Source organism: Streptomyces harbinensis, assembly GCF_900116145.1.
GTDB classification, from domain to species: Bacteria; Actinomycetota; Actinomycetes; order Streptomycetales; family Streptomycetaceae; genus Streptomyces; species Streptomyces carpaticus.
This window is the reverse complement of sequence record NZ_FPAB01000008.1, coordinates 114,620-126,969: the sequence shown is the minus strand read 5'-3', so window position 1 is coordinate 126,969 and position 12,350 is coordinate 114,620. Positions and strand designations below refer to the sequence as shown.

Here is a 12,350-nt window from a genome sequence, read left to right as displayed (position 1 = left end):
GAACGGTCTTCCGGGCACAAGCCGAAAGGATCTGATTCATGCCTACGCTCCTGGCCAGTGTCCCCACTGCGCTTCTGACCGGCATTCCCATCGGGTTCGCCGCAGCCATCGGCACTCACCTGACCGTCACCGCCGCGGTCGCCCTCGCTTCCGTCCTGGCCGGCGACCCCGCCCGCCGGCGCGACGCCCGGGCCACCCTGGCGCTCATGCTGGGACGGCGATCTGCTCGGTGAGGGCGAGGAAACTCGCGGAGTTGCGTAGTGCTGCCTCAGGCATCACCGCACACGCGGGGACCCACACGTACCGCCCCGCGGGCGTCACTCGTATTTCCTCAAACCTCCCCCGGCGCACCGCACATGCTGCTAGCGTCCTCGGAGTCACCTTAAGTGGTCTTCGCGACACGGAGAGCGGAACGCAAGCGGTGCCCGGAGCGCAAACAGTCACCTCACGGCGTCCCACCTGGGACCCCAGGCATCAGCCCTGTGTGTCCGTCTTCACCCCGGAGGGGGAGGCCGGCGAACTCTCGCTGGTCGATGTGTTCCGCCGGGCGGAGGAGTTGAGCGACCTCACCTGTGCCACGCCGGGTGAAGGCGTCGCCGTCGTGGAGCACTTGCTGGCCATCTGCTTCGCCGCGGGGGTGTTCCCGCGCTCCGTGGAGGAGTGGCACGCATGGGTGGCCGGGGCACACGGGCTGGATGCCGTCGCGGACTGGTTGGTGGAGCAGCCCGCCGATGAGTGGGATCTGTTCCATCCGGAGCGGCCGCTCGGGCAGAACAGTATGCTCGCGCCCTACCTGGAGACCGAGGGCGTCGGCCCGGCGCAGCTCGTGCTCGAACATGCCGGTGACTACAACCAGTTCCTCGATCACCACCATCTCGAACACTCCGAGCCGCTCACAGCCGGCGAGGCGTTCCGGGCGTTGTTGACGCAGCACGTCTACGGTCTGGCCGGGCGGGCGCGGATCTCCGGGAAAGCGACCCTGGGCCCCAAGATCACTAATCTTGCGACGGGGCGCCTGCAGAACCGCGTTCGGGTCATCGTGCAGGGCCGCACCGTCGGTGACACCCTGCGGATGAACCTCTACCCGCCCGCCGGAGGAGAGCCCGGGCGGTTCAACCACTCCTGGACCACGGGCGGCGTCGAACGCCGTGGTTTCCAGGTCAAGCCGCCCGGCCGGGCCACCTCGGGCCCGGCCGATCTGCACAGCTATCTGGGCCGTTCCGTGCTGCTGCGCCCGGTGTTCGCCGCGGACGGGGAGACCGTTCTCGTCGACCGGGTGCTGATCGGCGCGGGGGAACTGCTCCAGCTCGATCCCGAACGGGATCTGGAGGACGCCGTTCCCGTGAAACGGGCGGACGGGCGTACCGCTCCGCTGTGGCCGTCCCCCGCCCGGGCCATGTGGCGCGACGCGCACGCGCTCTACAGTGCGGCGCTTGTCTCTCACAAAGGGCTGTTCGGGCGGCTGCGCGAGCTGACGTTCCCGCCGCACGGCGGTGGCGCACCCTGTCTGCTGTGGGCCGTGGGGTTCCTCGCCAACAAGACCGTGCCGCTCGCCTGGACGGACGGGCACTTCCCGTACGCGCCCAGCCAGGGGGAGGCGCTGTGCGAGGCGTCCCGGCGCGGCTCGCACATCGCCGAGTACGTGGCCAAGAGCCTCACGCGTGCGGCATATGTCGCCTGGAAGATCGTGTATCTCAATCCCAAACCGGCCGATGCCGCCGCCCAGCGGGCGCGGTTCGACGCCGGGGAGAAGTTCTGGGCCGCCGCCGGAGAGCACTTCTACCACCTCCTCGACGAGACGGTCGACGGCGAGCCGGTCCCCCATTCGCTGCTCGTCTATGCGGATGAACTGCGGACCATGGCACACGACCTGCTGCGCAACCGGCTCGACTCGCTGCCGCGCAACGACCGCGGGATGCACGCCCGGGCCCGGGCCGAGGGCCGGTTTCTCAACGACATGGCCGCATCCGCGGCGCCGCCCGAACTGCGAGGAGAAACCCTGCCATGACGGAGCCGATGGAGCCGACGGAGCCGGTTCCGGAGTACCAGGGCGGCGAACAGCTCACCGCCTGGCTCACGTCCCTGGTACGGAACCGGGAGTACGGCAAGCTCGCCGATCTGCGGCGCCTGCGCCCCACGGACACGCACATCCGCGCCGGGTGGTACGCCCCCGCCGAGAAGCAGCGCGAGATCTACGAGAAGGTCGCCTTCCTGTTCGGCGTCTACCACCAGGGCAGGTCCGTTCCCTCCTACGGAACGGGCAGTCTGGGCGCCGCCGCACGCCGCATCGGCGACGGCACCGGCCGGGGGCCCGACAACCCCGGGGCCCAGCGCCTGCTCGCCCGGCTGGTGGCGAGCCGTCGCATCCCCTGGCGCCACCTCCAGCACGCCGTCACCCGGCTGCGGTCCTGCGAGCAGCCGCCGCCGTCCTGGGTCCTGCTCACCGAGGACCTGACCCGGTGGCACGACCGCAGGGCCAGGATCGCGTACGGATGGTCGGTGGATTTCCACGAGCCGCACGTGCGGAGCCGGAACCGGCCGAGCCGCCCCCAGACCCGGAAGGACATGAGTACGTGACCCAGGCGCCCCGAAGCCCGTTCCTCTCGCTGCATCTGCTGGAGACGCTGGCCGCCGTGCTCCCGGTACGGGACGAGAACGGTTCGCCCAAGAGCATGGTGTACGGCGGCGTGGAGCGGCACATGATCACCAGCCAGGCACGCCGCCGGGCCGAACGCGTGCACGCCCGCAACCGCGCCAACGCCGGGATCGGCGCCCTGGCCGGTCGCAGCACCGGGCTGCGTACCCGTGAGTGGGCGCTGATCACCGCCAGGTCACTGGAGGAGGGCCACGGCTGGGAGCGGGAGGAAGCCATCGGTACGGCGCGCGCCGTCCTGGAGGCCACCGGCCTCAAGTTCGGCGACCGGGCGAAGAAGACCGTCGCCAACCTCACCAAGGTGCTGCTGTTCGCCCCGGCGGACACCGGAGCCCGGATCGCCGCGCACATCGCCGAGCACGCCGAGGTGGTGCGTGCCTGGCGCGACGACTACCTGCGGGCCCAGGAGAAGGCCACCGCGGCGGCTGCGAAGAAGAGCGGACGCAAGGCCGAGCAGGAGACGGAGGAAGGCGGCGCACCCGCATCCGCCCTGCCGCCGCTGCCCAGGGAGCACCGCGACGCCGTCCTGCTGGCCATCGCCCCGCGCGACGCCATCGACATCGCCCTCTACGGCCGGTTCCTGGCCGAGATCGCCGACTCGCCCAACGTGGACGGTGCCGTCCAGAGCAGCCACGCCTTCTCCGTGCAGGAAGCCGAGCAGGTCGACGACTTCTACGCGGCGGCCGACGACGCCAAGCTCCACCGCAGGCGCAACGCCCTGGACTTCCTCGACGCGGCTGACGACGCCGGGGCCGGCATGACCGGCTACCAGTCGCTGATCTCCGGCACCTTCTACCGCCATGCCGTCCTCGACCGCGTTCAGCTGCGCACCAATCTCCGCGCCGCGGGCATGTCCGAGGCCGAGGCGGAGGAGTCGGCCGTGGCGGCGGAGAAGGAGTTCGTCACCTCCTTCGTCGAGGCGTTTCCCGAGGCGAAGAAGAACTCGACGGCCTCCACCGGCTCCCTGCCCGCTCTGGTCCTCGCCTTCGAGGGCGACCGCCCGTACAACTACGCGGCGGCTTTCCAGCTGCCGATCGTCGAGACACCGCCCGGCGCCGGCGGTGACGGCCCGGCCGGGCCCGCGGCGGTGCGCAGGCTGCTCAAGCACCATGCGTTCGTCAGCAAGCGCCGGGACGACCTCAGGAACGCCCGTGTCCTCACCTACGATCCGCAGATCGATGCCCTGCTGACCGCTGACCCGGTGGAGGGCCTGAGCGTGGTGGAGTCGATCGACGGGCTGGCCCCGTGAGTCAGGTGAGTCATGTCCTGCTCATCAGGCTCGCCGCCCCGCTCCAGTCCTGGGGAGTGGCCGGCCGGTTCGGCCGCCGCGACACCCAGAGCCGGCCCACCAAGTCGGGGGTGATCGGGCTGTGCGCCGCGGCGCTCGGCCTGCCGCGCGGGGCGCCGGGCACAGCCGGTACGGAACCGGATCCGCTGGCCGAGCTGAAACCCCTGCTCTTCGGGGTGCGCGCCGATCACCCGGGTACACCGGTGCGTGACTACCACACCGTCGGCGCCGGGCGCTATCCGCTGCGGCCCCGGGATCTCGTGACGGACCACCGGCGCGCCGCCGCGGCGGCCCCGCTGATCGAGGCGGCGACCGGGAGCACCTTCGGCCACCACGAACTCGACGACTGGTACGGGTCGCCCAAGAAGATCTCCGCCGACCCGCTGTCCGGCACACTCGTCGCCGCGGACGTCCGCAGGAACGCGCTGATGACCGAACGCTGGTACCTGTCCGACGCGGCCTTCCTGGTGGGCCTCCAGTCGGAGGACGCGGCGCTGCTGGAGCGGATCGCGCACGCCCTGGAGCATCCGAAGCGACTGCTGTGGCTGGGCCGCAAATCCTGCCCGCCCTCGGGACAACTGGCTCTGACCATCGAGCAGGGCACTCTCGCGGACGTCTTCGGGCGGACGGCACTGCTTCCCTCGCCCACCGAGGCGGCCCCGCCCGCCCGCGACCACCGGCCCTGGGCCTGGATCGAAAGCCGGCAGCCGTTGCCGGGCACCGGCCCGGTGCGGGACCAGCCGGTCCATTTCCACGCCACCGGACCGAAGCACACGGCACGCTGGGAGACCCGGATCCGCGTGACCATCGACCCACAGGCATGCGATTGGGAGATCATCCTGTGACAGCGCCCCCCGCCGCGCGCGCCAGATTCGTCGCCACCCAGACGCTGCTGACACTGGACGCCAGGCACCCCTATGCCGCCAAGTCGCTGATCGACGCCCAGGACATGCACCGCACCGTCATGAGCGGGTTCCAGGGCTGGGTCGACGACGGCAGCCGCGACGCGCGTTCCCAGATGGGTGTGCTGTCCACCTGGACCGTCAGTCTGCGCGAAGCCCGGCTGTCCCTGGTCGTGCAGTCGCAGGTGCCGGGCGACTGGAGCCGCATCCCGCGTGCCGCCCTGGCGGAGCCGCCCGCGACCCTCACCCTGGACCGGACGTTCGGGGCGGGCGAGACCGTCGGCTTCCGGACGGTCGTCAACCCCGTCCGCAGCGTGCCCCCGCCCGGTGAACCGGGGCGGCGTGCCCGCGGCGCCCGGGTCGCGCACACCCGTCCCGACCATGTGAAGTCCTGGTTCGCCCGCCGTCTCCAGCCGGCCGGGGAACCCGCGGTCGCCTCCGACGGCGTGACCCGGATCGGCGCCGACGCGCAGCCCGATGGGTACGCCGTCCGCATGCTGCCCCGCGTCTCCAGCCACACCGCGCACAAGGGAATGCGGCTCGTCCGCGCCGAAATCAGGGGCACTCTGACCGTGACGGACCCGGAAACGTTCGTCGGAACGCTCACCCGGGGCATCGGCCACGGGCGGGCCTACGGCTGCGGGCTGGTGCTGGTGCGCTGATCCGGTGTCAGCCCGGCCGGCCGACCGGGTAGTCGCCGGTCAGGATGGCCGAGGCCAGTTCCACCCGGGAGCGGTAGCCGGCGCGTTTGAAGAGGCGGGTCAGCCGGCTCTCCACGCTCTTCTCGCTGCACCCGAGCGCGATCGACATCTCCCGGTTGGTCAGGCCCTCCGTCACCAGCACCGCCAGCAGCCGTTCGTTCTCCGAGGTGGTGGCGCTGCGGTCCGGGACGGAGATGTTCTGCTCGCGCATCAGGTTCCGCAGCTGTGCCTTGCGCATGAGCGCGTCGAGGTCCCCGTACAGGCCGTAGGCTTCCCGCAGCAGCGCCGGGTCGGCCTGGCCGAGGCGGACGACGGTCTGCAGGGTGTCGGCGAGTTCCAGCGGCTGGTTGCGGCGGCGGGCCAGCCGGACCGCCTCGGCGGACGCCGTGCGGTCCCCCTCCATCATGGCGACGCCGATGTGCCGGCACAGCTGGGCGCGGCTGGTGCCGGTCAGCTCCGCCACCCGGATCACCTCGGCCACGCTGCGCCGGGCCGCCGCCGGGTCGCCGGTCACCAGTTCCGCCTCGGCGCGCCGCAGCCACAGTTCGTCGGTGCCCACGACCAGGCCGCGTTCCCCGGCGAGGGCCAGCGCCTCGGTGATCACCTGCAGGGACCGCTCGCGCCCGCCCAGTATCTGCTCCCACTCGGACTCGGGCACGGCCAGCAGATGGAGCAGCAGCGAGTGCACGCTCTTGGCCTGCTCGATCACCGCCCGGGCCTCGGTCAGCCGGCCCCGGGCGGCGAGGATGGTGCTCAGTTCGCGGGAGGCCATGGTGTGACTGGTCAGTTCGCCGACCCAGGTGTCGGCGGCCAGTGCCGTCCTGGCCAGGTCCAGGGCCCGGTCCCAGTGCCCGGCGTGGCTGTCCGCGACCACCCGGTCGGGGATCGGCCGGTAGCCGGAGGGCAGGTGGTGGCCGGCCAGCAGTGCTTCGGCCCGGTCCAGTTCGTTGAACTGCATGAGCACCCTGGCCAGGCTCGTCAGCCGCTGGAAGCGGTGCCGGCCGCCCCGGTGCCACAGCGGATAGCGGGTCGGGTCGTCGACGGAGCGGTCCAGTGCCGCGGTGCGGCCGAGGAGGGCGGCCCCGGTCTCGCTCACCACCTGCCCGACGGCGGCGACCAGGTCGTTCTCCCGGCTCCAGATCTCCCGGGTGGCGGTTAGGTGGTCCACCGCCTCCCGCCAGCGTTCCAGATGGCACAGGGCCAGACAGCGGGCGACGATCCGGTGTCCCTCGCCGCCCGGCAGCGTGCGCCAGCGCTCTTCGGCGAGCGCGGCGAGCGCCGTCGTGTCGGAGACGCCGGCCGCCGAGACCACCCAGATCGCCTCCATGTCGAACAGGTCCTCGGAGGTGACCAGTCCGGTGTACCGGGACAGCACCGTCCAGGCGCTCTCCATGGCCTCGGCGTGCCGCAGATGGATGCAGCAGGCGGTCGCGTGGAGGAGGAGTGCGGCGGCCCGCTGCTCCGGTTCGGTGGTCAGGTCGAGTGCGGCCCGCAGCCAGCGCACCGCGTGGTGGCCGTCGTGCAGCAGGGCCGCCCGGCCCCGGGTCACCAGTTCCCCGGCGGCCCGCCGGGAGTCGACGAACCGGCCCGCCGTGACCAGGTGTTCGGCCAGGACGTGGTCGTCGGCCACCGCCTCGCCCGCCCACACGGCGGTGACGGCGAGCTGGGAGAGCCGGCGCCGCTCGAACTGGCCGAGGCAGCCGGCGAGCGCGTACCCGAGCAGCGGCAGCCGGAACCGCCACCGTCCGCCGGCGCACCACAACACCCCCTCGGCGCGGAGCAGTTCCAGCTGCTCGCGCACCTCCTCCTCGTCCGTCTCCAGGGCGCGGGCGATCAGCCCCACCGCCGGCGGGCCCAGCGGGTGCAGTACCGCCAGGGCCTTGGCGACCGACCAGGGGCGGTCGCCCAGGTGCCGGAGGTGTTCGACCAGCGGCAGATCGTCCGGGACCGCGGGCGGGCGCTCCGGTGACGTGAGGCAGGCGTGCCGCTGGAGCACGCGCAGTGCCCCCTCCCGCCGGTAGCCGGCGACCGCGGCGAGCACGGCGGCGGGTACGCCCCGGCAGTCGCGGCGCAGCCGCGCGGCCAGTGCGGCCGAGGGCCTGGCCCGTACCGTGTGGGCGACCAGGGTGTCCACCTCGGCGGAGCACAGAGGGCGCAGCGGCACCACCCGGACCAGGCCGGCCGCCCGCAGCCGGTCCAGCGCGGCCCGGTCCCGGGCGGTGCCGCCCGGGGTCGTGCGGTAGCCGCACACGAAGGTGACCGGGCCGCCGGTGAGCGAGCGGATCCTCGCCAGCAGCGTGCCGCGGGAGGCCGCGTCGGCCCACTGGAGGTCGTCGATCAGCACCACGAGCGTCTCGCCGGAGGCGACCGCCGAGCGCAGGGCGGCCGTCAGATCGCGGCCGGCCTCCGGCTGCGGCGCCACGGGGGCGGTGTGCGCCGGCCGCCGGCCGTCCTCCGCCCGGTGCAGCGTGCCCAGTTCGGCCGCCAAACGGGCGGCCAGCGCATGGTGACGGTCACGCTCGTTGCGGGCCAGGCGCAGGTCGAGGACGCGCACGCCCCGTTCGGTCAGCGTCTCCCGCACGGCGGCGAGCAGCGCGCTGCGGCCGATACCGCCCGGGCCGGTGACCAGGAGCAACGGCGGGGTACGCGCCGAGGTGGCGTCGGCGGCGAGCCGCGCGACCGTGCCGGCCCGGCCCGGGAGAACCCGCCGTGGCCGGGGCGATCCGTCCGTGTCCCCGGAGGTGCTGAGCACCCAGGCAGTATGCCCACAGCTTTGCCTCGCAGACACACACCGGGAATGCCGAATCGCCTGTGCAGAATGGGAGTTGACCCGAAAGGGCAGGTCCTGGCGGGTCTCGCGGAGCGATCGCCCGGGCGCGGGGGAGGGGCCACGGCCCCCGAGCACCGCCGCCCGGCACACCTCAGGAGGAGGCGGGCCGTGGCCCGAGACCGTAGCCGTTTGCAGGGCAGGGACCGTGACGTGGCCGCGCTGCGTACGGCGCTGATGACCGGCCGGGGCTCCCTGCTGGTCCTGCGCGGCCCCGCCGGTATCGGCAGATCCGCCGTCCTGGACGCGGTGGGGCGCTCGCTGCGGGCGGAGGGGCTGCGGGTGCTGCCGGTACGGTTCGGGGCAGCCCCCGTGGAGCCGGGTGCCGACCGGTACGGCATCGCCTCGCTGGTGCACAGTGTGCGCGACCGGTTCGAGGCGTTCGCCGACGCGGGGCTGGCCGACTCGCTCACCCCGGTGGCGCGGCTGGCCCAGGCCGGGGGCGGCGACGCCGGTGGCTGGACGCCGTCCATGGTCACCGAACTCGGTGTGCTGTTCGACCGGCTCGCCCGGGGCGGGCGTACCGCGCTGCTGGCCGACGACGCGCACCTGGTGGCCGAGCCCGCACCGCTGCTCACCGCGGCCCGCCGCTGCGGTTTCCCGGTGCTGGCCACCTGCCGGCAGGACACCGGGCCCGATCCCGGGACCGCCGAACTGCGCACCGCCGCCGACCGGGTGCTCACCCTGGGCCCGCTCGCCGAGGGGGACGCCCTCGCGCTGCTGCGCCGGGCGGCCGGAACCCGGCTGGACGAGGCGGCGGAGGCCGCGCTCCGTGCCGCGCTGGGGCCGCTGTTCACCGATCCCGGCACCCTGCTGGGCACGCTCGCCGACCTCCAGCGCGGCGACCGGCTGACCGTCTTCCGGGGCCGGCTGTGTCTGCGCGCGCCCGCCGAGGCGATCGCGCTGCCCGCCGGCCATCCGCTGCTGGCGCGGGTGGCCGAGGCCGGCCCGCTCGCGCCCTGGCTGCTGTCCTCGGTGGCCGCCTGGGACGGGGTCAGCGTGGACGATCTGCCGCTGCTCGCCGAGACGGCCGGCGCCGAACTCACCGCCTGTGGCCGGACCCTGGACCGGCTGATCGAGGCGGGCGTACTGGTGGCCGACCCGGCGGGCCGGGTGCACTGCCGCTGTCCCGCCCTGGCCGCCGCCGCGGTCGACCGCACCAAGGTGTTCCGGGGAGCGGGGCTGCACGCCGCGATCGCCGAACGGCTGCTGGCCCGTCAGCGGCGCGACGCCGCGGTGGACTCGGTGGCCCTCGCGGACCACATCGCCCGGGGCAGCACGGCGCTGGCGCCCGGCGCGGACATGACCGCGCGGCTGCTCGACCTGGCGGGCGCCGCCGCCCGCGAGGAACCGCGGCGGGCCGCCCTGCTGTGCGCCGCCGTCCTGCACCGGCTGCCGCCCGGCGGGGCGGAGCACACCCGGGTCCTCAACCGGCTGCTCACCCTGGTGCTGCGCACCGGGCAGTACGAACTGCTGCGGGAGGCGATCGCCGGCGCCACCGAGCCGGACGGGTCCCCCGGGGCCCTCGACCCGCGCGCCCAGACCCGGGCCGCCGCGATGCTCGTGGCACTGCACACCGGGGAGCCGCCCGTGGGGCAGAGCGTCCGGGCGCTGCTGGACGAGGAGTTGCCCGGACCCGGCAGGACCGGCTTCTCCGAGTGGTGGTTCGGCGCCCGGCAGTCGGGCCCCGGCGTGCCGCGGGGCTCCGCGCCCTCGCGCTGGATCGGCGTGCCGGGGTTCCTGGCGGCGGACGAGATGGAGGTGGTGCAGGCCGCGCTGTCCGGTGACGCCGACGCCTGCGCCCGCGCCTGGCGCGCCACCGGCCGTCCCGCGCCGTGCGCCGACCTCGACCGGCTGTGCGCGGCGGCGGCGGTGGTCGATGTGGCCACGGTGTTCCACATCGTCCTCGGCGCCCGCTACCGGCTCCCGGACACCGGCGTGCTGGGCGCCTACCGCCGGGTGGTCGGAAGCCACCGGGCCGCCGACTGGTCCCGGGCCATGTCCGCGGTCCGCGAACTGGAGCTGTCCGGGCCCGCCGACACCCTGGTGCACCATGCCGCCCGGCTGTTCGCCGCCGACATCTGCGCCGCCCGGGGCGAGTTCCGGCAGGCCGCCGAGTGGCTGGCCGCCGCCGCACCCGCCCCCCGGCTCGCCGGCCTGCGCGCCTGGGCGAGGACCGGCCTGTACCACCACATGGGCCAGCACCGGCGCGCGATCCGGCACGCCCGGCACGTCTCCCGGCGACTGCAGCGGGCCGGCCGGCACGCCTGCCTCGACCGGCTGCTGACACGGGCGGTGGGGATCGCCGCGTACGCCGAGGACCCGGAGGCCGCCGGTCAGCTGCTGGAGCAGACCGAGCGGCTGCACCGCCAGGACGGCCGTCCCCGGCTGACCGAGAGCGTCCATCTGGCGCGCGCCCTGGCCGGCCGGGACGTGGTGCACGCCCGGGTGGCCGCCGATCTCGCCCGGGAGCGCGGGGACCGGTCCCTGCTGCTGGAATCCGCGCCGGTGGTGGCCCGGTTCGCGGACGACCCCGGGCCCTGGCTGCGCGAGGCCCACGACCTGGCGACCGGCTGCGGCGCCGCCGTGCTGCTGGAGCGCATCCGCGCGGTGACCCGCGAGCGCGGGGTACCGGCCCCGCGCGCCCGGGCACGGCGCCGGGCGGCCGGCGACACGGAGCGGCGCATCGTCGAACTGATCGGCGCCGGACTGACGAACCGTCAGATCGCGCAGCGGCTCGCCCTCAGCGAGAAGACCGTCGAGCACTATCTGACCAGGCTCTTCGCCCGCACCGGCTGCCGCTCCCGGGTCGAACTCGCCGCCGCCAGCCTCAGCGGACGGCTGACCACCGCCTGATCCGGCGCACCGCCCACGGGCCCGGCCGGGCCGCCGGATCAAAGATGCCAACCCCTGGTCCCTCTCGGGCCCAGGTCCCTCGCGGGTGCGGACACCCCCCGGCGGGCTCCCTACCGTCGAATCCATGACCGACATCGATGTGCCCCAGGTCGCCGATCCCGAGGTGGCCGCCATGGTGAGAGCCGAGGTGGAGGGCCGCTGGCCGCTCGGCGTTTCGGGCCTCGACGAAGTGGTGCGGTACGGACTGGTGCCCTTCGGCAAGATGATGGGCCCCTGGCTGCTGATCCGCTCCAGCCTCGCGGTCGGCGGCGATCTGGCGACCGCCCTGCCCGCCGCCGTGGCCCTGGAGTGCGTCCAGGTCGGCGCGATGATGCACGACGACATCATCGACAGCGACACCCAGCGGCGCGGCAAACCCGCCGCCCACTCGGTGTTCGGCCGGCAGAGCGCCATCGTCGGCGGCGACGGACTGTTCTTCCACGGCTTCGCGGCCCTCTCGGAGTGCCGGCAGGCCGGCGCCCCCGCCGACCGCGTCGCCCAGGCCCTGGCCATCCTCTCCCGGGCCGGCCTGCGCATCGGCGACGCGGCCATCCGGGAGATCCGGATGAGCCGCGAGATCTGCCCCGTCCCCTCCTACCTCGACATGATCGCGGACAAGAGCGGTGCCCTGCTGTGGATGGCCTGCGGCGTGGGCGGCGCCCTCGGCGGCGCCGACGACACCGCGCTGCAGGCGCTCAGCCGGTACAGCGACCAGCTGGGCATCGCCTACCAGATCCGCGACGACCTGATGCCCTACGACGGCACCCGGGCCGGAAAACCCAACATCTCCGACGTCCGCAACGGGCGCCCCACCCTCCCGGTGCTGCTCGCCCACGCCCGCGCCCCCCGTGCCGAACAACAGCACATCGAACGACTGCTCGCCGACACCGCCGCACCCGCCGCCGAGCGCTACGCCGCCATGTCGGACCTGGTGCACGCCCACGACGGGGTGCAGGCGGCACGGGAGGTGTCCCACCGTCACGTCCAGCAGGCCACGGCGGCCCTGGAGACCCTGCCGCCCGGCCCGCACCGCGACGCCCTGGAGGACCTCACCGTGCCGGGTCGCCTGGTGTGACGCGGACCC

Annotated in this window: 9 protein-coding genes; 8 read left to right on the top strand and 1 reads right to left on the bottom strand. The window is 74.0% G+C overall.

The genetic code is table 11. From position 1 onward, the window contains the following. The first annotated feature begins 38 nt into the window (after positions 1–38). The 6 genes from BM385_RS21255 to BM385_RS21230 all read left to right on the top strand — a co-directional run bounded on the left by BM385_RS21255 (position 39) and on the right by BM385_RS21230 (position 5,505). Positions 39–233, top strand: coding sequence for a hypothetical protein (locus BM385_RS21255; protein WP_093844041.1), 195 nt, complete (start codon positions 39–41; stop codon positions 231–233). A 251-nt stretch (positions 234–484) separates the two neighbouring features. Continuing rightward, entirely contained in the window at positions 485–2,008 is a 1,524-nt protein-coding gene (locus BM385_RS21250; protein ID WP_093844040.1) for a type I-E CRISPR-associated protein Cse1/CasA, read from the top strand. After that, positions 2,005–2,577, top strand: a complete 573-nt coding sequence (gene casB, locus BM385_RS21245; protein WP_254791692.1) for a type I-E CRISPR-associated protein Cse2/CasB — start codon at positions 2,005–2,007, stop codon at positions 2,575–2,577. The genes BM385_RS21250 and casB overlap by 4 nt, the downstream gene beginning before the upstream one ends. Beyond that, entirely contained in the window at positions 2,574–3,902 is a 1,329-nt protein-coding gene (locus BM385_RS21240; RefSeq protein WP_254791690.1) for a type I-E CRISPR-associated protein Cas7/Cse4/CasC, read from the top strand. The genes casB and BM385_RS21240 overlap by 4 nt, the downstream gene beginning before the upstream one ends. 5 nt (positions 3,903–3,907) lie before the next feature. Continuing rightward, positions 3,908–4,786 (top strand): type I-E CRISPR-associated protein Cas5/CasD, encoded by an 879-nt coding sequence (gene cas5e / locus BM385_RS21235; RefSeq protein WP_093844038.1) that lies wholly within the window; start codon positions 3,908–3,910, stop codon positions 4,784–4,786. After that, positions 4,783–5,505, top strand: a complete 723-nt coding sequence (locus tag BM385_RS21230; RefSeq protein WP_093844037.1) for a type I-E CRISPR-associated protein Cas6/Cse3/CasE — start codon at positions 4,783–4,785, stop codon at positions 5,503–5,505. The genes cas5e and BM385_RS21230 overlap by 4 nt, the downstream gene beginning before the upstream one ends. A 7-nt stretch (positions 5,506–5,512) precedes the next feature. Here the strand turns inward: BM385_RS21230 and BM385_RS26875 are convergent, their stop codons facing one another. Beyond that, entirely contained in the window at positions 5,513–8,296 is a 2,784-nt protein-coding gene (locus BM385_RS26875; protein ID WP_175543068.1) for an AAA family ATPase, read from the bottom strand. Between the two features lie 9 nt (positions 8,297–8,305). Here BM385_RS26875 and BM385_RS28285 point away from each other — a divergent pair, with 9 nt between their 5' ends. Beyond that, a complete protein-coding gene (locus BM385_RS28285; RefSeq protein WP_093844035.1) occupies positions 8,306–11,227 on the top strand; it encodes a helix-turn-helix transcriptional regulator in 2,922 nt (973 codons plus the stop codon). Positions 11,228–11,351: 124 nt separating this feature from the next. Further along, positions 11,352–12,341: a polyprenyl synthetase family protein gene (locus BM385_RS21195; protein ID WP_093844034.1), complete on the top strand. Its 990-nt coding sequence runs from the start codon at positions 11,352–11,354 to the stop codon at positions 12,339–12,341. The last annotated feature ends 9 nt before the right edge of the window (positions 12,342–12,350 follow it).

Coding starts and splice junctions, on each gene's coding strand:
- BM385_RS21255 (WP_093844041.1), top strand. CDS start 39: ATGCCTACGCTCCTGGCCAGTGTCCCCACTGCGCTTCTGACCGGCATT.
- casB (WP_254791692.1), top strand. CDS start 2,005: ATGACGGAGCCGATGGAGCCGACGGAGCCGGTTCCGGAGTACCAGGGC.
- BM385_RS28285 (WP_093844035.1), top strand. CDS start 8,306: ATGCCCACAGCTTTGCCTCGCAGACACACACCGGGAATGCCGAATCGC.
- BM385_RS21195 (WP_093844034.1), top strand. CDS start 11,352: ATGACCGACATCGATGTGCCCCAGGTCGCCGATCCCGAGGTGGCCGCC.